This is a genomic window from Mesorhizobium sp. WSM4807, assembly GCF_055811615.1.
Genome location: NZ_JBVVQY010000009.1, coordinates 98752 through 116812, shown reverse-complemented (window position 1 = coordinate 116812; position 18061 = coordinate 98752). Strand labels below are relative to the sequence as shown.

Annotated in this window: 21 protein-coding genes and 1 tRNA gene; 13 read left to right on the top strand and 9 right to left on the bottom strand. The window is 63.5% G+C overall.

Annotation, left to right across the window (positions count from 1 at the left end):
* Positions 1-297: 297 nt before the first annotated feature.
* Both AC0L3N_RS14375 and AC0L3N_RS14370 read right to left on the bottom strand, forming a co-directional pair.
* Positions 298-374 (bottom strand) — tRNA-Arg (locus AC0L3N_RS14375).
* Positions 375-763: 389 nt separating this feature from the next.
* The gene (locus AC0L3N_RS14370) at positions 764-1651 is read right to left on the bottom strand and encodes a D-alanyl-D-alanine carboxypeptidase family protein (RefSeq protein WP_473548199.1); all 888 of its coding nucleotides are present in this window, start codon (positions 1649-1651) and stop codon (positions 764-766) included.
* A 430-nt stretch (positions 1652-2081) separates the two neighbouring features.
* Between AC0L3N_RS14370 and AC0L3N_RS14365 the strand changes: the two genes are divergently transcribed.
* Together AC0L3N_RS14365 and AC0L3N_RS14360 are read left to right on the top strand one after the other, a co-directional pair.
* Positions 2082-3191, top strand: a complete 1110-nt coding sequence (locus AC0L3N_RS14365) for a hypothetical protein (RefSeq protein ID WP_473548197.1) — start codon at positions 2082-2084, stop codon at positions 3189-3191.
* 478 nt (positions 3192-3669) lie between these two features.
* Positions 3670-4290, top strand: a complete 621-nt coding sequence (locus tag AC0L3N_RS14360; protein WP_473548196.1) for a nucleoside triphosphate hydrolase — start codon at positions 3670-3672, stop codon at positions 4288-4290.
* A 48-nt stretch (positions 4291-4338) separates the two neighbouring features.
* On the opposite strand, the gene AC0L3N_RS14355 is transcribed toward AC0L3N_RS14360, so the two are convergent.
* From AC0L3N_RS14355 to AC0L3N_RS14340, 4 genes are all read right to left on the bottom strand, one after another.
* Positions 4339-4716: a hypothetical protein gene (locus AC0L3N_RS14355; RefSeq protein WP_473548195.1), complete on the bottom strand. Its 378-nt coding sequence runs from the start codon at positions 4714-4716 to the stop codon at positions 4339-4341.
* Between the two features lie 75 nt (positions 4717-4791).
* Positions 4792-5496: a glutathione S-transferase family protein gene (locus tag AC0L3N_RS14350; protein ID WP_473548193.1), complete on the bottom strand. Its 705-nt coding sequence runs from the start codon at positions 5494-5496 to the stop codon at positions 4792-4794.
* Between the two features lie 89 nt (positions 5497-5585).
* Positions 5586-6794, bottom strand: a complete 1209-nt coding sequence (locus AC0L3N_RS14345) for a beta-ketoacyl-[acyl-carrier-protein] synthase family protein (protein ID WP_473548191.1) — start codon at positions 6792-6794, stop codon at positions 5586-5588.
* Positions 6795-6798: 4 nt separating this feature from the next.
* The gene (locus tag AC0L3N_RS14340) at positions 6799-7053 is read right to left on the bottom strand and encodes an acyl carrier protein (protein WP_095491223.1); all 255 of its coding nucleotides are present in this window, start codon (positions 7051-7053) and stop codon (positions 6799-6801) included.
* Positions 7054-7421: 368 nt separating this feature from the next.
* On the opposite strand from AC0L3N_RS14340, the gene AC0L3N_RS14335 reads away from it, so the two are divergent.
* The 4 genes from AC0L3N_RS14335 (at position 7422) to AC0L3N_RS14320 (ending at position 9304) form a co-directional block, all read left to right on the top strand.
* Positions 7422-8264, top strand: coding sequence for an urease accessory protein UreD (locus AC0L3N_RS14335; RefSeq protein ID WP_473548305.1), 843 nt, complete (start codon positions 7422-7424; stop codon positions 8262-8264).
* A gap of 43 nt (positions 8265-8307) precedes the next feature.
* Entirely contained in the window at positions 8308-8610 is a 303-nt protein-coding gene (locus AC0L3N_RS14330) for an urease subunit gamma (RefSeq protein WP_473548189.1), read from the top strand.
* 10 nt (positions 8611-8620) lie between these two features.
* Complete coding sequence (locus AC0L3N_RS14325; RefSeq protein WP_473548188.1) at positions 8621-8878, top strand: DUF1272 domain-containing protein; 258 nt, start codon at positions 8621-8623, stop codon at positions 8876-8878.
* 120 nt (positions 8879-8998) lie between these two features.
* On the top strand, positions 8999-9304 hold the full coding sequence (locus AC0L3N_RS14320; protein WP_473548187.1) for an urease subunit beta: 306 nt from the start codon (positions 8999-9001) through the stop codon (positions 9302-9304).
* A 26-nt stretch (positions 9305-9330) separates the two neighbouring features.
* On the opposite strand, the gene AC0L3N_RS14315 is transcribed toward AC0L3N_RS14320, so the two are convergent.
* Positions 9331-9825, bottom strand: a complete 495-nt coding sequence (locus AC0L3N_RS14315) for a hypothetical protein (protein WP_473548186.1) — start codon at positions 9823-9825, stop codon at positions 9331-9333.
* 126 nt (positions 9826-9951) lie between these two features.
* Entirely contained in the window at positions 9952-10335 is a 384-nt protein-coding gene (locus AC0L3N_RS14310; RefSeq protein WP_473548184.1) for a hypothetical protein, read from the bottom strand.
* A gap of 178 nt (positions 10336-10513) precedes the next feature.
* On the opposite strand from AC0L3N_RS14310, the gene ureC reads away from it, so the two are divergent.
* The 6 genes from ureC (at position 10514) to AC0L3N_RS14280 (ending at position 15926) form a co-directional block, all read left to right on the top strand.
* Positions 10514-12226: an urease subunit alpha gene (gene ureC, locus AC0L3N_RS14305; RefSeq protein ID WP_473548183.1), complete on the top strand. Its 1713-nt coding sequence runs from the start codon at positions 10514-10516 to the stop codon at positions 12224-12226.
* 532 nt (positions 12227-12758) lie between these two features.
* Positions 12759-13334, top strand: coding sequence for an urease accessory protein UreE (gene ureE, locus AC0L3N_RS14300; RefSeq protein WP_473548182.1), 576 nt, complete (start codon positions 12759-12761; stop codon positions 13332-13334).
* Positions 13327-13998 (top strand): urease accessory protein UreF, encoded by a 672-nt coding sequence (locus AC0L3N_RS14295; protein WP_473548181.1) that lies wholly within the window; start codon positions 13327-13329, stop codon positions 13996-13998. The genes ureE and AC0L3N_RS14295 overlap by 8 nt, the downstream gene beginning before the upstream one ends.
* Positions 13995-14435, top strand: a complete 441-nt coding sequence (locus tag AC0L3N_RS14290; protein WP_473548180.1) for a DUF3995 domain-containing protein — start codon at positions 13995-13997, stop codon at positions 14433-14435. The genes AC0L3N_RS14295 and AC0L3N_RS14290 overlap by 4 nt, the downstream gene beginning before the upstream one ends.
* Complete coding sequence (ureG, locus tag AC0L3N_RS14285; protein ID WP_473548178.1) at positions 14432-15073, top strand: urease accessory protein UreG; 642 nt, start codon at positions 14432-14434, stop codon at positions 15071-15073. Before AC0L3N_RS14290 ends, ureG begins: the two co-directional genes overlap by 4 nt.
* An 85-nt stretch (positions 15074-15158) precedes the next feature.
* A complete protein-coding gene (locus AC0L3N_RS14280; protein WP_473548177.1) occupies positions 15159-15926 on the top strand; it encodes a class II aldolase and adducin N-terminal domain-containing protein in 768 nt (255 codons plus the stop codon).
* 283 nt (positions 15927-16209) lie between these two features.
* Here the strand turns inward: AC0L3N_RS14280 and AC0L3N_RS14275 are convergent, their stop codons facing one another.
* On the bottom strand, positions 16210-16842 hold the full coding sequence (locus tag AC0L3N_RS14275; protein ID WP_473548176.1) for an HAD family hydrolase: 633 nt from the start codon (positions 16840-16842) through the stop codon (positions 16210-16212).
* Between the two features lie 249 nt (positions 16843-17091).
* On the opposite strand from AC0L3N_RS14275, the gene AC0L3N_RS14270 reads away from it, so the two are divergent.
* Positions 17092-18048: a sugar-binding transcriptional regulator gene (locus tag AC0L3N_RS14270; protein ID WP_473548175.1), complete on the top strand. Its 957-nt coding sequence runs from the start codon at positions 17092-17094 to the stop codon at positions 18046-18048.
* The last annotated feature ends 13 nt before the right edge of the window (positions 18049-18061 follow it).

Genomic DNA, 18061 nt, shown 5'->3' with positions numbered 1-18061 from the left:
GCACGAGGAACGAAGGTCACCAACGGATCATTGTCGACTACGAGCTTTTAGAGGTGCAGACTGGCAGGCCGGCGACAAGTTAGTTCATGAGGTCCTTCTCCAAGGCTCGCACGGTAGCAATTGGTCCGATTCAATATTCGGTTCGGCTGAGCATGGCGCGGAAGGCGGCCGCGGAGAGATGGCGGCATAGTCGCTTTAACTCGGGAGGTCGCCCAGCCAGCTTTTATTTATTTATTTGGTTGCGAAGAGTCCAATGATCTGTGTCGTTGTCCAAACTTCTGTGTCGTCCGACATTAATGGCGCACCCGACAGGATTCGAACCTGTGACCTCTGCCTTCGGAGGGCAGCGCTCTATCCAGCTGAGCTACGGGTGCTTTCAGAATCGACGATCCGGAAAACGAACCAGCCGGGTAACCGGCCAGCCACGGCTTCTTAGCGGAAGCAGGCGCAGGCTTCAACGGGCAAGTGGCGGGCGGCAGGCTGCGAACTCGGAATAACGCATTTTTCGGATTCCACGGAGGGCCACGATCTGGGAGCCTGCCATGACCCTCGAAGGTCCGAGAAGCAAGCGAAGGCCGGCAAACCTGCGGTTTTGTCGGACCTATGAAGAATGGCGCCGAAGCCTGAAATGAAAAACCCGCCCTCGGCGGGCGGGCGCAAATCAGCACTGTGAATAAATTCCTAGTATAATTGCCGTCACCTGTCAAGTTGAAACCACCACACCGATCAAGAGCTCGCCCCACATCACTGCCGAACGTCCCCCTCACTGCTCCCCGGCATACAGCAACCTTGTCGTCGTGTTCGATGCCGGCGACAGGTTGCGCTGGATCAGCGCCTCGACGTGGTCATTGCGCTGGCGCGCGCTGTCGGCGCCCATCACCACGAGGATCAGCCGGCGGCCGTCGGCATCGTAGGAGGTGACGATGTTGAAGCCTGAGGCTCTGATGTAACCGGTCTTGATGCCGTTGACGCCGCGGACGCGGCCGAGCATGTCGTTGTGGCCGCGCACCAGCCTGCCGCGGAACATGAAGTCGCTTTCGGAGAAATAGTGGAAATGCTGCGGGAAGCGGGCGCGCAGCGCCGTGCCGAGCACCGCCATGTCGCGCGCCGTCGTCAGCTGGCCGGCGTCCGGCAGGCCCGACGCGTTGCGGAAGACGGTGCTGCGCATGCCGATCTGGCGCGCTTTGGCCGTCATCATTGCGGCAAATGCGTCTTCGCTGCCGCCGAGATATTCGGCGACGGCGACCGCCACGTCATTGGCCGATTTGACGGTGATCGCCCGGATCGCCGATTCGACGTCGATCGTCTCGCCGCGCCGGAAGCGCAGCTTGGTCGGCGGCTGCCTGGCGGCGTTGGCCGAGACCGGGATCAGCGTCGTCTTGCTGATGCGGCCCTGCTCCAGCGCCTCGAACAGCAGGTAGAGCGTCATCATCTTGGTCAGTGACGCCGGATAGCGCGGCGCCGTCGAATTGGCCTCGAACAGCATCTTGCCGCTGCTGCCATCGATGACGATGGCTGCATATTTCTGCGCCGGCGCCGGCACCGCCAGCATGGTCTCCGTCGGCGTCGTCGCGCAGCCGGCGACGAGCACCAGCAGCGCCAGCGCCGCGGCAAATTTCTGGATGAGCGGAAAGTGGCGCGGTTTGGACACTGTTCTGAAGGTAAGCTGTTGCTGAAACGAATGGGAAACTAGCGTAACCCGATTGCCCCGTCTATTTCGTTAACACCGGTCTTCAGGGTAATCGCTTCAGGTTTGAATTCGCCCCGCTCCTGGCGTTGGCGCCGCCCCTCACCTGCCTGCCGGCATCCTCTCCCCGTATAGCGACGGGGAGAGGGCGCTGTCATCGACGGTTTCGCCAATCACCGGCGTTTGCAAGAAGGGCGCCGGCATTGCGGCCAGCTTCTTTCTCCCCGTTTACGGGGAGAAATGCCCGGCAGGGCAATGAGGGGCAGCGCCGCCAGCCGGCAATGATCGCTCCCACAGGGTGCTCCGGCGTCTTTGATGTGAAATGCCCATCACCCAGCTTGCGCTGCCGGCGTCATGCGGGTTTGCTGGCGCCGGCAGAATCAGCAGGTGCGCCATGGATACGCTCACGATCAAGGCAAAGGGCATTTCGGTAACGGTCGATCTCACCGTCGGCCATCTCGCCGACATGACGGTCGATATCGACGGGCGCCGGCTAAAACCGCTGCATCGCGCGCCGTGGATCGACGAGCCGCGCGAGACGCTGCCGCAAGACCTGCCCGCCGGCACCGTTCGCCTGTCCGGCGATTTCCTCTGCGCGCCGTTCTCACGCAGCGATGTCGAGGAAGCACCCCTGCATGGCTGGCCGGCCAACAGCCGCTGGGATGTCGTCGCCTCCGAGGCGACTGCCGAGGGCTGGCGGGCCGTTTTCAGGCTGCAGCACAAGGTTATGGGCGCGACGGTCGAGAAAATCCTCACCTTGCGCGACAACCATCCCTTTCTCTATCAGGAACATGTTTTTTCCGGCGGTTCGGGCGCGATTTCCGTCGCCCATCATCCGATGACGGCGATGAAGGACGGCGGCAGGCTGGCTTTTTCGCCGAAGCGGTTTGCGGCGACGCCGGACGACCCGCTCGAGCCCGATCCGGCCCGCGGCCGTTTCCGCTTCGCCTGTCCCGCGCGTTCCGCCGACTTGACGCGTTTTCCCGCCGCCGATGGCGGCACGCTCGACCTGACCGACTACCGCATGGACCAGAGCCGAGAGGATTTCGTCACGCTGGTCGAGGCCGACCATGGCGGACCGGGCTGGACCGCGCTGGCGCGCCAGGCGGAAGCCGATCTCGTTGTGGTGCTGAAGAACCCGGCCGAGCTGCCGGTCACCATGCTGTGGATCAGCAATGGCGGTCGCGACTACGCGCCGTGGAGCGGCCGCCATCGCGGCGTGCTCGGCATCGAGGACGGCCGCACGGCGCTCGGCCATGCCGCGTCGCTGGGTGACAACTGGCTGAAGCGGGAAGGGGTGGCGACCGCCTTTGCCCTTGGCGAAGGCCGCAATGTCTCGTTCCGCCACGTCATCGGCGCCTTGCCTCAAGAAACCGGCGGCGAGCCGCCGCGCGACATCGCCACCGCGCAGGGGCACATGCGCATTGCGGCTGCCGACGGTTCGACGCGAGATGTCGCTTTCGACGGCGATTTCCTGCGGATTGGCCAATCGGTTCCTGTCTGATTGGTCTGTGCGCAGGCAGTCATTGCGGGCGCTTGCGCTGCCCCTCACCTGCCTGCCGGCATCCTCTCCCCGTATAGTGACGGGGAGAGGGGCGCTCTCATCGCCGGTTTCGCCAATCACCAGCGTTGCAGGAAAGGCTCCAACGCCTCGGCCAGCCCTTTCTCCCCGTCACTATACGGGGAGAAATGCCCGGCAGGGCAATGAGGGGCGGCGGCGACCTCGACAACTGGTCGATCTTTCTCCCGTATAGTGACGGGGAGAGGGGCGCTCTCATCGACGGTTTCGCCAATCACCAGCGTTGCAGGAAGGGCGCCAACATCGCGGCCAGCCCTTTCTCCCCGTCACTATACGGGGAGAAATGCCCGGCAGGGCAATGAGGGGCGGCGCCGACCTCGACAATTGGTCGATCTTCCCGCGTTTGAAATTCCCGCGAACTATCGCCAAGATGCGATCCAAACACCCAGCCAGAAGGGCCCCGATGTCCGAGATTGCCCACCTCGCCGCCACCATCTTCAAGCGCGCCGGCAAGGCGCGGCGTTTTGTCGTTGCCATCGCCGGTCCTCCGGGCGCCGGCAAGTCGACGCTTTCGGCCCGCCTGCATGAACTGCTGCCGGAAGGTGCGGCCGAAATCGTGCCGATGGATGGCTTCCATTACGACGATATCGTGCTCGAGCAGCGCGGCCTGCGCGCGCGCAAGGGCGCTCCGGAGACCTTTGACTTTGCCGGTTTCGAAACCTTGCTGAAGCGCATCCGCGCGGCCGAGCCCGACATCGCCATTCCGGTGTTCGACCGCAGCATGGAGCTCTCTCGTGCGGCCGCTTCGATCATCGCCGCCGACACCAAGTTCATCCTGGTCGAAGGCAATTATCTCTTGCTTGACGAGGAACCCTGGTCGCGGCTGGCGCCGCTGTTCGATTTCTCGATCTTCGTCGATGTGCCGCGCGCCGAGCTCGAGCGCCGGCTGTTGGAGCGGTGGCATGAGCATGGCCGCTCCGACGAGGACGCCCGCGCCTGGATAGCCTACAACGACATGCCCAACATCGACCGCGTGCTTGCCCGCCGCCGCCCCGCCGATCTGGTGATCGGCGATCACGCCTGATTTGCGGGACAGCCCGCGCCGGAACCTTAGGACTTTCCGGCCGTTATGTCAGATACGGCAATGATGCTGACATGAGGAAAACTGTCCAATGGCAACTCCGATGGCAACCAACGCAAGAAAGCCTGCGCCCCGCAAGGGCAGGGCAACTCGATCAAAGGCAACTGAATCAAAGACAGGCGCTGGCCCGGCGGTCGCCGCCCGCTCCAAGGATGCGGCAAAGCCCACCTTTGGCAAGGCAGCACCGAAGAAAGTGACACCGACCGCAGCTAAGGCCACGGCAAAACCCGCCAAGCCGAGGAAATCGGCAAGCGGTGGCAGCTCGATGGCAGATAGTGCAATGCGCACGGTCAAAACGACGGCCAATGTCGCGGCCGGTGCGGTTGTCGCCACCGCCAGGAGCGCTGCATCCCTTGCCGCTTCCGTCATGGGCAAGGGCGGCTCAAAATCCAAAGCCAAGACAAAGTAGGCCCAGCCTTTTCTCGGCGCCTGCGGCCCGTTGAGCTAGCCCCGGGCGGGGATACTAAGACCCTTTTGCACCGCCGGCCGGGCAAGGCCGCGTTCCAGCCATGCCGCGACATTGCGAAAGTCGTCGAAGCCGACAAGTTCCCTTGCTTCGTAAAAACCAATCAGATTGCGCACCCAGCCCAGCATCGAGACATCGGCGATGGTGTAATCGTCGTCCATGATCCAGCTGCGGCCTTTCAGCCTCGTCTCGAGCACACCGATCAGCCGCCGCGATTCGTCGCGATAGCGCGCCAGCGGTCGCTTGTCGGCGATCTCGCGTCCGGCGAATTTGTGGAAGAAACCGACCTGCCCGAACATCGGCCCAATCGAGGCCATCTGGAAGAACACCCACTGGATCGTTTCGTAACGCCGCACCGGGTCGGCCGGGACCAGCTTGCCGGTCTTGTCGGTGAGGTAGAGCAGGATGGCGCCGGATTCGAATAGCCCGATCGGCCTGCCGCCCGGGCCGTTTGGATCGATCATCGCCGGGATCTTGCCGTTGGGGTTCAGCGACAGGAATTCCGGCGTCCAGCTTTCTTTCTTGCCGATGTTAACCGCATGCGCCTCGTATGGCAGGCCGAGTTCCTCCAGCGCGATCGACACCTTCACCCCGTTCGGTGTCGGGAACGAATAGAGCTGGATGCGGTCGGGATGGCTGGCCGGCCAGCGCGTGGCGATCGGAAAGGCGGAAAGGTCGGTCATCGAAACTCCTGGGCGGGGATTTTCGCGCGGAATCGCGCGGTCGTGGCGAGTGGCAACAAGTCTCGCCGTATCTGGGGAACCGGTTGCGGTCAGACCGCCTTGAACGCCAGCACCGCATTGGTGCCGCCGAAGGCGAAGCCGTTGCTGATCGCCGCGCGCACCTTGCGCTCGCGCGCCACATTCGGCGTGATGTCGAGATCGCAATCGGCGTCGGTTTCGCGAAAATTGGCCGTCGGCGGCACGATGCCTTCGCGGATCGCCATCACGCAGGCGATCAGCTCCAGCGCGCCCGAAGCGCCGAGGCAGTGGGCATGCATCGATTTGGTCGAGGAGATCGAGAGCCTGTGGGCATGGTCGCCGAAGACGCGCTTGATCGCCGCCGTCTCGATCTGGTCGTTGGCCTTGGTGCCGGTGCCATGCGCATTGATATAGTCGATGTCTTCCGGGTTGAGCCTGGCATCGACGAGGCAGAAGCGCATCGCCGCCTCCGGCCCTTCGATGGTCGGCGCGACGATGTCGGACGCATCGCCGGAAAGGCCGGCGCCGGCAATTTCGGCGAGAATCGTGGCGCCGCGCGCCATGGCATGCTCGTAGGTCTCCAGCACAACCATGCTGGCGCCTTCGCCGAGCACCAGACCCTGGCGATCGGCCGAAAACGGCCGGCACGAGTCGGGCGCCAGCACCCGCAGCGCCTCCCAGCCTTTCAGGATGCCCCAGACCAGCGGCGCATCGGTGCCGCCGGCGAGCATGACATCGGCGCGGCCGAGCCTGATCTGGTCGACCGCCGAGGCAATGGCGTGATTGGACGAGGAGCAGGCCGAGGTGATGCCGAAGACCGGCCCGCGCAAGCCGAGATTCATGCTGACATGGCCGGCCGCAGCGCCCGGCATCACTTTCGGCACGGTGAAGATGCCGGTGCGGTTCTTGCCTTCGAGCAGGATGGCGCGATAGCTCTCTTCGATCGCCTCCCAGCCGCAGACGCCGACGCCGACGATGGCGCCCATCCGGTAGGTGTTGGCTGCGTGCGGGTTCAGCCCGGCTTGTTGCGCGGCCTCCCGCGCGGCGATCGTCGCCAAAAGGCTGAAACGGTCCATCGACACGACCTGCTTGCGCTCGATGCCGTGATCGGGAAGCGTCCTGATTTCGCAGCCGACCCTGATTTTCAGGTCATGCAGCTCCGAATTGACGATCGGGCCGATGGCCGAGCGGCCGGCGCGCATCTCGCCCCAGATCGCAGGCACATTGGTGCCGAGCCCGCATAAGCCGCCGATGCCGGTAATGACGACGCGCTTGTGCATTCAGTCAGGCTTTTTTCGCGATCAGCGCGCGAACCGCCTCGACCATGTCGCCGACGTTCTTCAGGTTGCTCCAGGCATCGACCGTGTTCATCTCGATCTCAATGCCATACTGTTCCTCGAGGTCGAAGATGATCTCCGTCAGTTCCAGCGAATGAATGCCAAGTGAGGTCAGTTCGGTGCTGGTGGTGATTTCTTCGCCACCGGGCTCGGCATGAGCCTTGATCTTCGCGATGATGTCCGTTGCCAGCTGGTCAGCCATTCGGTTCCTTCCCCAACCTTGTCGTTTCTCGACGCCAACTGATCAGCGCCTCTTTTTCCCCAGGCTCAAATCGTCATCATCGCCTTTTATCCCGCCAGGCGCTGTGTGACCGTACCAAGACGGCTCCTCTATAGAAACCGAAACGTTGTCAAGCAACAAGCTATATGTCGACAAAGCCGGCGGTGTGGTCTGGATTTGAGGTTCCTACGACTTTGATGGCACCGGCGGTTAGAAACCTCAAATCCAAACCACACCAGAATGCTATAAGTTGCTCATATGGCTTTGAATCCGAAATTCGTTCATTACGCTGCTCCAAAGTGATGCGAATTTCGGATTCAAACCATATGAGTGTGGTTATCGTTGGCGCCATGGATATGATCGAACGTGGCCTGACCTTTGTGCCGCCGGCCCAGCGCGTCGCCGGAACGGCGCAGCTCGGCTGTGACAAGAATGGCGGCCGCACGCGTCTTCGGCGGCTTTATCAGGATGGTTCCGCCAAGATCCGCATGCCGGCCGTCTCGGCCGATCCGCTCGAAGCCGTCCTGATCAACACCGCCGGCGGGCTGACTGGCGGCGACCGCCTCGGCTGGGAGGTCGATGTCGGCGCCGGCGCCTCCGCCACCATAACCACCCAGGCCTGCGAGAAAATCTACCGCGCCGCGTCCGATCGCGCCGAGGTGCGGGTGAAGCTGACGGTCGGCGCTGGCGGCCGCATCGCCTGGCTGCCGCAGGAAACCATCGTCTTTGATCGATCGGCCTTTGCCCGCAGGCTCGACCTAGAGCTTGCCGCCGATGCCGAGGCACTGGTGCTCGAGGCGACCGTCTTTGGCCGCCTCGCCATGGGCGAACGCGCGGCGCACGGCAATTTCCATGACCGCTGGCGCGTCAGCCAGGACGGAGCGCTCGTTCATGCCGAGGATTTCCGCATCGGGCCCGGCATTGCCGCCATTCTCAGCCGTTCCGCCGTGGCCGACGGCGCCGTCGCCATGGCGACGGTGCTGATGATCTCGCCGCGGGTGGAGGCTTTGCTCGATCCGGCCCGGGAGATTATCGGCGGCCAGGGCGATGCCAGCGTCTGGAGCGTGAAGAAATCTGGCAAGCTTCTTGCGAGGCTGTTTGCCGAGGACGGCTACCAGCTCCGCAAGCGGCTGGTTCCGCTCGTCGAATTGCTCAACGGACGGGCGGGTCTGCCCAAATTATGGTCACTCTGATTCCGATTACGTCATTGCAATTTACGCCATCCTAGGGAAACGCATGAACCTGACGCCAAAGGAAAAGGACAAGCTGCTCATCGCCATGGCGGCGATTGTGGCGCGCAAGCGGCTCGAACGCGGCGTCAAGCTCAATCACCCGGAGGCGATCGCGCTGATCACCGACTTCGTCGTCGAGGGCGCCCGCGACGGCCGCCAGGTCGCCGAGCTGATGGAGGCCGGCGCCCATGTCGTCACCCGCGCGCAGGTGATGGAGGGCATCGCCGAGATGATCCACGACGTCCAGGTCGAGGCGACTTTTCCCGACGGCACCAAGCTGGTGACCGTGCATGAACCGATAAGGTGAGGAGAAGAAAATGCTTGAACTGCGCCCCAACTGCGAATGCTGCGACAAGGACCTGCCGCCTGAGGCGACGGATGCGCTGATCTGCACCTTCGAGTGTACCTTCTGCGCCGATTGCGCGGCAAACGTGCTGGGCGGCGTCTGCCCGAATTGCGGCGGCAATTTTTCAGTGCGCCCGATCCGCCCGGCAGCGATGCTGATCAAACATCCCGCCTCGACAAAGCGCGTCCTCAAGGCCGAAGGCTGCGGCCCGGCCCGCAAGGCCGCGTGACGGCACGATCCTGACAACGGAAGGCATATCGATGGTCCCCGCAACGATCAAACGCACATCGCTCTCGGCGATCCTGCTTCTCGCCGCCGGCCTCGTCTTCGGCGTCTTGTGAGGCTGGCGATGATCCCGGGTGAAATCATCACGGCAGGCGGCGAGATCGAACTCAACAAGGGCCAGCCGACCGTCACCATGAAAGTGGCCAACAGCGGCGACCGGCCGATCCAGGTCGGCAGCCACTACCACTTCTTCGAGACCAATGAGGGGCTGAAATTCAATCGCGACATGGCGCGGGGCATGCGCCTCGACATCGCTGCCGGCACGGCGATGCGCTTCGAGCCCGGCCAGGAGCGCGACGTCACCTTGGTGCCGCTCGGCGGCAAGCGCGAGGTCTACGGGTTCCAGCAGAAGATCATGGGCGCGCTGTGAGATCCAAGGCGTCGAGCAATTTCGGCTCAGCTGGGCGGCTTGGCCGCCGCGTAGATGACGACCTTTCCAGGATCATCGAATTCCACGGCGAGAACGTCTTCGGTCTGCACGCGTCGAGAGTCGATGGCGTTGAACAGCAATGCGTTCGCCTCGATCTCCTCGCGCAGTTCCGCAATGTCGTCCTGATGCTGCTCGACCTTGCTTTCTATCGCCGGCGGCAGACCGCCTTCCGTGCGCGCGGCGTCGGTAAGGAACACGATATCGACTTTGTCGAGCTTGGATGTCTTGCGCACCGTACCGATGTTTTCACGCGTCCGGTCGATCGCCGTGGCGACTTTGCCGGCTTCCACAGCCGTGTTGGTCTCTTCCTGGCCGACCTCCGAGCCGATGATCTTGTTGACCGTATCCGGGCCTTCGAGGCCCTGCGCATTCAGCGCGGCCTGGGGAACGCTCGCCGCGAGAAACGCAGTGGCGGCAATCATATGCAGCCATCTGGTGTCGGGGAAGGTGGTGATCGTCATCGCTCGCTTTCAGAGCCTCTTTCGAGACTCGTTACTAGGCCAAAAAGTCGAAACGTATTCTGCCCTGCGAAGGTTCCCTCCCGGATGCGGCAGGCCGGCCTTGTGCCGGCCCGCCACAGCGCATCGTCAGCTCGCTTTCTTGGTGATCAAGGTCAGCGAGCCATTGGCATCCATGCTGGCGGCAATCACTTGCGCCGAGGTGAGACCTTTGGCTTCGAGCGCGGATTTGACCTGGGGGGTCGCGTCAATCGAGCTGCGCAATTTCTGCAGGCCGTCCTCGCCGCGCTTGGCGATCACTTCGTTGACCTTCGTCTGCGTTTCCTCCGGCAGTTCCTCGATGTCGACGACGTTGACGGTCTGGATCGCCGGCGCAGCCGGCTGAGCGCCAGGCGCCGCGGGAGCGGGCGAAGCCGGCGGCTCGCCGGGTTGCGGCGCAGGCTGTTGCTGGGCGCTGGCAGCGGTCGCGAGCAGGAGGGTGGCGGCGGCTGCGAGAGATATCGTTTTGCGCATGGATCTTCCTTTCCATCGATTGGCAAACGGTCGTTTTGGGGTGACCTTGCCACCTCAAACGTTAAATGGGATCGGAAGGTGTCGCCCAGCGGGTCATTGCGTGACCATAGGATGGCGACAATGTGGAGCCGGGCTTCGCCAAGCCGTGTCTTGGGCCGTATTTCGGGAGCAATTGCTGATGGCTAGAATCACCCGCGCCGCCTATGCGCAGATGTACGGCCCGACCGTCGGCGACAAGGTCAGGCTTGCCGACACCGAGCTGTTCATCGAGGTCGAGAAGGATTTCACCCTTCATGGCGAAGAGGTGAAATTCGGCGGCGGCAAGGTCATCCGCGACGGCATGGGCCAGAGCCAGGTTTCCCGCGCCCAAGGCGCGGTCGACACCGTCATCACCAATGCGCTCGTCGTCGATGCGTCAGACGGCATCTTCAAGGCCGATATCGGCCTCAAGGACGGACGCATCGCCGCGATCGGCAAGGCCGGCAATCCGGACATGCAAAACGGCGTCACCATCATCATCGGCCCCGGCACCGAGATCATCGCCGGCGAGGGCAAGATCCTCACCGCCGGCGGCTTTGACGCGCATATCCATTTCATCTGCCCGCAGCAGATCGAGGAGGCGCTGATGTCAGGCATCACCACCATGCTCGGCGGCGGCACCGGGCCGGCGCATGGCACGCTGGCGACGACCTGCACGCCTGGGCCGTGGCATCTGGCGCGCATGATCCAGTCCTTCGACGCCTTCCCGATGAACATCGGCCTGTCGGGCAAGGGCAACGCGTCCTTGCCGGCCGCGCTTGAAGAGATGGTGCTGGGCGGTGCCTGCTCGCTAAAGTTGCACGAGGACTGGGGCACGACGCCAGCGGCAATCGACTGCTGCCTGTCGGTCGCCGACAACTATGACGTGCAGGTGATGATCCACACCGACACGCTGAACGAATCCGGCTTTGTCGAAAACACGGTGGCGGCGATCAAGGGCCGCACCATCCACGCCTTCCACACCGAAGGCGCCGGCGGCGGCCATGCGCCCGATATCATCAAGGTTTGCGGCCTGCCCAACGTCATCCCGTCCTCGACCAATCCGACCCGGCCCTACACCGTTAACACGCTGGCCGAGCATCTCGACATGCTGATGGTCTGCCATCATCTGTCGCCGTCGATCCCCGAAGACATCGCCTTTGCCGAAAGCCGCATCCGCAAGGAGACCATCGCCGCCGAAGACATTTTGCACGATATTGGCGCCTTCTCGATCATCTCGTCCGACAGCCAGGCGATGGGCCGCGTCGGCGAAGTGGCGATCCGCACCTGGCAGACCGCCGACAAGATGAAGCGCCAGCGCGGTTCGCTGCCGCAGGAGACCGGCGACAACGACAATTTCCGCGTCCGCCGCTACATCGCCAAATACACGATCAACCCGGCCATCGCGCACGGCCTGTCGAACGAGATCGGCTCGGTGGCGGTCGGCAAGCGCGCCGATCTGGTACTGTGGAACCCGGCCTTCTTCGGCGTCAAGCCCGACATGGTGCTGATCGGCGGCATGATCGCCGCCGCCCCGATGGGCGATCCCAACGCCTCGATCCCGACGCCGCAGCCAATGCACTACCGGCCGATGTTCGGCGCCTATGGCAAGGCGATGACAAACTCGTCGGTGACCTTCGTTTCCAGGGCGGCGCTCGATGCCGGCCTGCACGGCAGGCTCGGCGTCGACAAGCAGATGGTCGCCGTCGACAACACCCGCGGCGGCATCGGCAAGCATTCGATGGTGCTCAACGACGCCACCCCGCATGTCGAGGTCGATCCCGAAACCTACGAGGTCCGCGCCGACGGTGAATTGCTCACCTGCGAGCCGGCCACCGTGCTGCCGATGGCGCAGCGGTACTTTTTGTTTTGATTCCTAGCATCGCCTTGGCGGCATCGTTGCCTCAGAGCGTTACGACGGTGCAGAACCTTTGATGGCGGAGGGACAGCGCCCCCCTCTGTCCTGCCGGACATCTCCCCCACTTGGGGGGAGATCGGCTGTCACCACCGCCTTCGCGAACCGCCACTGTCGCAGGAGAGAGCCGTGCGCCAAAGCTGCCAATCTCCCCCCTTGTGGGGGAGATGTCCGGCAGGACAGAGGGGGGCGCGAAGGATCACTACAGATCAGCATTTATCCGGAGCCGCTGCATTCTTCGGCTGATGTCACGGCATGGGATCCCAGGGTCTGCGCCGCGTCGCTTCGCTCCTTGCTCCGCCTGGGACGAAGTGGAGGTGTGTTTTCGGCTAACCTCCAAGGTTTGCGACCGTCGCTTTCGCATCGCATTTGTCGCCGCGTCCTCATCTACCAGATATCGTTTATCCTGCGGCTCTTCGACACGATTGTTTGAGCACCATTGGGGCGGCGGACGCGATAGGCTACGCTTGTTGGGAGAGGCAGTTTTTACATGAAGCTCGACATCCGCACCGATTTCACCAAATTCCCGCGTGCCGTCTCGGTGCTCGCCGCCGGCCAAGCGGGCGCGGTCACGCCATATGACCGTGCCGTGCTGGCCCATGACGAGCGGCATCTGCGCCGCCGCGCCATCGAAACGGCCCGTAGCGACAAGGTGCTGGTCGACCTGCCCGAGCCGGTTGCCTTGAACGATGGCGACCGGCTGGTGCTGGAGGATGGCCGTCATATCGAGATCGTCGCGGCTGAGGAGCCGCTCTACGACATCCGTGCCAGCGGCCCTGTCCATCTGGCCGAGCTTGCCTGGCATATCGGCAACCGCCATCTTGCCGCCGCCATCGAGGCTAACCGCATCCTCATCCTGCGCGATCACGTCATCAAGGCGATGCTTGAAGGGCTGGGTGCAACCGTGAGCGACGTTTCCGAACCGTTCGCACCGATGCGCGGCGCCTATTCAGGGCACAGTCACGGTCATACCCATGCCGAAGCGCATGCACACAGCCACGCTGAAGCGCATTCCGAAACCCAGAGCGAGTCGCACTCGCACAGCCACTCGCACGACCATGACTGATCAGCCTTCCAACATCGCTTTGTTGCGGCTGATGGCGTGGCTGTCGCCTGCCTTCCCGGTCGGCGGTTTTTCCTACAGCCATGGTCTCGAACAAGCCGTGCATGCCGGGCTGGTCGCCGACAGCGAAAGCCTCGCCGCATGGCTGGAGACGCTGGTCGAGATGGGCTCGGGCTGGAACGATGCCGTGCTGTTTGCGGAAAGCTGGCGGCGCGCCCGCCAAGCCAGTGATTTCGCCGAAATCGCTGCACTCGCCGAGGCTTTGGCCGGCTCGCGCGAGCGCCATGCCGAGACCATGCTGCAGGGTGCCGCCTTCCTGAAGGCGGCATCGGCCTGGCCGTGTCAGGTGCTGGACCGTCTGCCGGCCGAGTGCGCCTATTGCGTTGCTGTCGGCGCCGTTTCCGGCGGCAACGCCATTGCCCTGCAGGATGCGCTCTCCGCCTTCCTGCAGGCCTTCTTCTCCAATCTGGTCCAGGCCGCGATCCGGCTCGGCGTCGTCGGCCAGACCGGCGCCACCGCGCTGCTCGCCGGTTTCGAACCGCTGGCGCTCAGCGTCGCCGCCCGTGCTGCCGGCTCGACGCTGGACGATCTCGGCGGCTGCGCCTTCGTCTCGGATGTCATGGCGATGAAGCACGAAACGCAATATTCGCGGCTGTTCCGCTCATGATCGTCCTCGCCTTCGCGCTCTCGTTCGTCCTGCTGCTGATCACCACGCTGCATGTCTATTGGGGCATTGGCGGCATCTGGCCGGGCAGGGACGCTGCCTCCTGCGCCCGCGCGGTGGTCGGCTTTCGCGGCGTCGATGAAATGCCGGCGCCCTTCGCCAGCTTCGCCGTCGCCGCATGCCTCGGCTTGGCGACACTGTGGCCGCTGGCGCTCGAAGGCGTGTTTGCCACGCCCTTTCCCAAGGCCGGGCTTGCCGCGACAGCGCTGCTCATCGCACTGGTCTTCCTGGGGCGCGGCATTGCCGGCTTCACGCCCTGGTGGCGCCGGCTGGCGCCCGAACAGCCTTTCGCGCGGCTCGATGTCAGTTATTATTCGCCGCTCTGCTTGGTTGTAGGGCTCGGCTTTACAGTGCTAGCCATCACGGAGTTCCCTAGATGACACAAGCCAATGGTCCTCTTCGCGTCGGCATCGGCGGCCCCGTCGGCTCCGGCAAGACGACGCTCACTGAAAAGCTCTGCAAGGCGCTGCGCGACGAGTTCTCCATCGCCGTCGTCACCAATGACATCTACACCAGGGAAGACGCCATAATGCTGGCCCGGCTTCAGGCGCTGCCCGAGGATCGCATCATCGGCGTCGAAACCGGCGGCTGCCCGCACACCGCCATCCGCGAGGACGCCTCGATCAATCTGCAGGCGATCGCCGAGATGACCAAGAAATTCCCGGATCTCGATATCGTCTTCATAGAATCGGGCGGCGACAATCTTGCCGCCACCTTTTCCCCCGACCTCGCCGATCTGACGCTCTACGTTATCTCGGTCTGCCAAGGCGAGGAAATCCCGCGCAAGGGTGGGCCGGCGATCACCCGGTCCGATTTCCTGGTCATCAACAAGAGCGATCTCGCCCCTTATGTGAACGTCAATCTCGACGTCATGGAGAGCGACGCCGCCCGCATGCGCGGCAAGCGGCCGTTCGGCTTCACCGATCTGTCGCGCGGCAAGGGTCTGCAGGAGGTGATCGATTTCATCGTCGAGCATGGCGGGCTAAGCGTCGACGCCGCCAGAAGCACTGCGGCGTGAGGCAAAGCGCTCGTCTGCACCAAACGAAACCGGTTGCGCGCATCTGCGGCGCGCGGCATCCTCGCTTCTTTCACGGAGGTTTTCGATGAGCATCGCCCGCCTGCAGAAGGAAATGCTGACCAACCTGCCCTTCTACGAGGAGCGCGTCGATCTGGCTTGCGCCTTCCGCTGGACGGCGCGGCTCAACATGCATGAAGCCGTGGCCAATCATTTCTCGCTGGCCGTCAACGATGACGGCTCGCAATTCCTGATGAATCCCAACCAGGTGCATTTCTCACGCATCAAGGCGAGCGACCTGCTGCTGATCGACGCCAACGATCCCGATACAATCTCCGGCCCGAATGCACCTGACCCGACGGCATGGGGCCTGCATGGCGCAATCCATCGCAATGTGCGTCATGCGCGCTGCGTCATGCATGTGCACTCGATCCACGCCACGGTGCTCGCTTCGCTCGCCGACTCGACGCTGCCGCCGATCGACCAGAACTCGGCGATCTTCTTCAACCGCCACGTCGTCGACAGCCATTATGGCGGGCTCGCCTTCGAGGAAGAGGGCGAACGCTGCTCGCAGCTGCTCACCGATCCGAAGGTCAAGGTGATGGTCATGGGCAACCATGGCGTGCTGGTCATCGGCGATACCGTTGCCGACGCCTTCAACCGCATGTTCTATTTCGAACGCGCCGCCGAGACCTACATCAAGGCGCTGTGGACCGGCCGACCGCTGCGGGTCCTGTCGGACGAAATTGCCGAGAAGGCAGCAACGGAGCAGGAAGATTATCCCGGCCAGGCCGAACGGCACCTGTCCGAATTGAAGGCGATCCTTGACGAGCAGGAGCCGGTCTACCGGGACTGAGAGCCCCTTCTCCCCGTCACTATACGCGGAGAAGGTGCCGGCAGGCGGATGAGGGGCGGCGCAAGCGCCCGAAAGTGTGGGACGAACTCAAAAATCGGCCTGACCGTGATCTCAATATGCTCTGGAAAACCGCCTTCCTTGTCAATCTCGGCGCCGCCCCTCATCGCCCTGCCGGGCACTTCTCCCCGTATAGTGACGGGGAGAAGGACGCTCTCATCGCCGGTTTCGGCAATCATCGGCGTTGCAGGATGCGCTTAGGTTGCGGCCACTCCACTTCCCAAGCTTATAGCCCCAGCTCAGCCCGCAATTCGTCGGCGCTGTTGATGTTTATCGCGCCGGGCGGCCCTTCCATGGGCACTTCCGGCCAGAAGATCGTCTTCATCCCCGCCGCTAGTCCCGCCGTGGCGCCGGTCACGCTGTCGTCGACGGCCACGGCATCGGCCGGATCGACACTGGCCAGCCATGCGGCGCGCAGAAAAGGTTCGGCGTGCGGCTTGCCTTCGCGCACGTCGTTGCGGCTGATCGTCTTCATGCCGGGATAGAAAAGACCGACCATGCGCAGATTGGCGTCGACGACCAGCCGGTCGGAATTGGACACCACCGCTTGCGCCACGCCAAGCGCGCGCAGTTCGTTATAGATCTCGATCGCGCCGGGGCGCGGCTTCAGCGTCTCGGCCATCGGCAGGTAGTGATCGTATTTGCGCACGATCCAGTCATCGAAGGGCAGGTCGAGGCCGAACTCGTCGCGCAGCATTTCGTAGACCGGCCATGCGGCAATGCCGAGCACCCGCTCATGCAGGTTGGTTGGCGCCGCGATGCCGACGCTGTGCAGCGCCGCAATCAGCGCCGCCTCGTGCAATGGCTCGCTGTCGACCAGCGTGCCGTCCATGTCCCAGAAAACCGCTTTCGGCGTCATGCGAGGCTCCTTTGTCCGAATTCCTTAAAGGGTTTGCGTCGGGAGATAAACCGCCGCGCCGACATTGCCGGACTTCATGAATTGCCGGACTTCAAAAACTGCTTGGCTACGATCATCCACTGGGAACACCACAGGCACATCGAGTACCTACCTAAGCAATTGCTCTGGCGGTAGGCAATTGCGCACAAGCGCATTTCGCCGTAAAAGTAAGGCGCTCCGTCTCGATTGTCGGGGCAGGGAGGCAGCACGTTGAATTCCCGGCAGGACAGCGGCAGCAACAGGCTGGACGACGCGGCGCGCGCCGGCTGGCTCTATTATGTCGCCGGCAACACGCAGGACCAGATCGCCTCGACGCTCGGCATCTCACGACAGACAGCACAGCGGCTGGTGTCGCTGGCGGTGTCTGAGGGGCTGATCAAGGTGCGTGTCGACCACCCGATCGCCAATTGCCTCGACCTCGCGGCGCGGCTGAAATCTCGCTTCGCGCTCGATCTGGTCGAGGTGGTGCCGAGCGATCCCGCTTCCTCCTCGGCCATCGGCGTCGCCGTGGCGGCGGCTGCCGAGATCGAGCGGCGGTTGCGGTCGCCGACGCCGATCGTCATGGCGATCGGCACCGGCCGCACGCTGAAGGCGGCAATCGAGCAGCTACCGCCGATGGAATGCCCGCAGCACAAGGTTGTGTCGCTGACCGGCAACATCTCGCCCGACGGTTCGGCCGCCTTCTACAACGTCATCTTCACCATGGCCGATCGGGTCAAGGCGCGGTCCTTCCCAATGCCGCTGCCGGTCATCGCCTCCTCGCCGCAAGAGCGCGAGATGCTGCTCAGCCAGCCGATGATCCAACCGACGCTGGCGCTTGCGGCGGAAGCCGACGTCACCTTCGTCGGCATCGGCGATCTCGGCCCCAAGGCGCCGCTTTATGAGGACGGCTTCATTTCGGACAGCGAATTGAAAGCGCTGCAAAAGGCCGGCGGCGTCGCTGAGATCGTCGGCTGGGTGTTCGATCGCGAAGGCCGGATGATCGAGGGCATCACCAATGACAGGGTGTCGTCGGCATCATTGCCGTCGCGTGAAAAGTCGCTGGTGATCGCGCTCGCCATGGGCGAGCGGAAGCTGCCGGGCATCCTTGCGGCTGTCAACCGGCGGCTGGTCAACGGTCTCATCACCGACGAGCGGACCGCCGCCGCCTTGCTGGCGGCCAGCTGATTAGGGATAAGTC

Coding starts and splice junctions, on each gene's coding strand:
- AC0L3N_RS14355 (WP_473548195.1), bottom strand. CDS start 4,716: ATGACGGAAGCGGCAAGGGATGCAGCGCTCCTGGCGGTGGCGACAACC.
- AC0L3N_RS14340 (WP_095491223.1), bottom strand. CDS start 7,053: ATGGCTGACCAGCTGGCAACGGACATCATCGCGAAGATCAAGGCTCAT.
- AC0L3N_RS14330 (WP_473548189.1), top strand. CDS start 8,308: ATGAACCTGACGCCAAAGGAAAAGGACAAGCTGCTCATCGCCATGGCG.
- AC0L3N_RS14335 (WP_473548305.1), top strand. CDS start 7,422: ATGGATATGATCGAACGTGGCCTGACCTTTGTGCCGCCGGCCCAGCGC.
- AC0L3N_RS14290 (WP_473548180.1), top strand. CDS start 13,995: ATGATCGTCCTCGCCTTCGCGCTCTCGTTCGTCCTGCTGCTGATCACC.
- AC0L3N_RS14275 (WP_473548176.1), bottom strand. CDS start 16,842: ATGACGCCGAAAGCGGTTTTCTGGGACATGGACGGCACGCTGGTCGAC.
- AC0L3N_RS14345 (WP_473548191.1), bottom strand. CDS start 6,794: ATGCACAAGCGCGTCGTCATTACCGGCATCGGCGGCTTATGCGGGCTC.
- ureE (WP_473548182.1), top strand. CDS start 12,759: ATGAAGCTCGACATCCGCACCGATTTCACCAAATTCCCGCGTGCCGTC.
- AC0L3N_RS14350 (WP_473548193.1), bottom strand. CDS start 5,496: ATGACCGACCTTTCCGCCTTTCCGATCGCCACGCGCTGGCCGGCCAGC.
- ureG (WP_473548178.1), top strand. CDS start 14,432: ATGACACAAGCCAATGGTCCTCTTCGCGTCGGCATCGGCGGCCCCGTC.
- ureC (WP_473548183.1), top strand. CDS start 10,514: ATGGCTAGAATCACCCGCGCCGCCTATGCGCAGATGTACGGCCCGACC.
- AC0L3N_RS14310 (WP_473548184.1), bottom strand. CDS start 10,335: ATGCGCAAAACGATATCTCTCGCAGCCGCCGCCACCCTCCTGCTCGCG.
- AC0L3N_RS14325 (WP_473548188.1), top strand. CDS start 8,621: ATGCTTGAACTGCGCCCCAACTGCGAATGCTGCGACAAGGACCTGCCG.
- AC0L3N_RS14315 (WP_473548186.1), bottom strand. CDS start 9,825: ATGACGATCACCACCTTCCCCGACACCAGATGGCTGCATATGATTGCC.
- AC0L3N_RS14280 (WP_473548177.1), top strand. CDS start 15,159: ATGAGCATCGCCCGCCTGCAGAAGGAAATGCTGACCAACCTGCCCTTC.
- AC0L3N_RS14295 (WP_473548181.1), top strand. CDS start 13,327: ATGACTGATCAGCCTTCCAACATCGCTTTGTTGCGGCTGATGGCGTGG.
- AC0L3N_RS14365 (WP_473548197.1), top strand. CDS start 2,082: ATGGATACGCTCACGATCAAGGCAAAGGGCATTTCGGTAACGGTCGAT.
- AC0L3N_RS14320 (WP_473548187.1), top strand. CDS start 8,999: ATGATCCCGGGTGAAATCATCACGGCAGGCGGCGAGATCGAACTCAAC.
- AC0L3N_RS14360 (WP_473548196.1), top strand. CDS start 3,670: ATGTCCGAGATTGCCCACCTCGCCGCCACCATCTTCAAGCGCGCCGGC.